Raw genomic sequence first — 559 nt, forward strand, 5'->3', positions numbered from 1 at the left:
CCCGCGAACAGGTCGGTGTGGTGCGGTTCCACCAGCAGTGCCCGGCGGGCGTGCGCAAGATCCATCTCCGCCAGTTCCGCGCCGCCGACGGAGAGGGTCCCGGCGTAGTCCTCCGGCGGCACGTGCCCGGACAGCAGCTGCGCCAGCGCCTCACCGTCCTGTGGCCGGTGTGCGAGCACCGCGAGCAGCTCCCCCGGTCGCGCGTGCAGCGTCAGCCCGCTCAGCGACCGGTAGCGGATGTCCTCGAGGGCGACGCCCGCGGCCTGCGGCGCCGGGCCGGAGCCGGCGGGCACCAGCTCGTCGGCGTCGAGTACCAGCGCCAGGCGGTCCGCCGAGGCCCGCGCGGTCGCCAGCGCACCAGGCACCCGGGAAAGGCTGCCCAGCGGTTCGATGACGAACTGGGACAGCCCGACGACGGTGATCAGTTCGCCGACGCCGATCCGGCCCTGCAGCGCGAACAGGCCCGCGAAACCCGCCACGGCGACGGCGAGCAGTGCGCTGACCGTCACCGACGTCCCGATGTACACGCCCGTGGTGCGGGCGGCCCGCAGCGTCGCGC

Annotated in this window: 1 pseudogene; it reads right to left on the reverse strand. The window is 75.0% G+C overall.

The annotated features are described in order from the left end of the window. Window positions 1-559 (reverse strand): annotated as a pseudogene (locus AC1DYG_RS19035) (ABC transporter ATP-binding protein); the annotation flags it as partial.

The sequence above is a fragment of the Pedococcus sp. P1_H8 genome, from assembly GCF_056405175.1.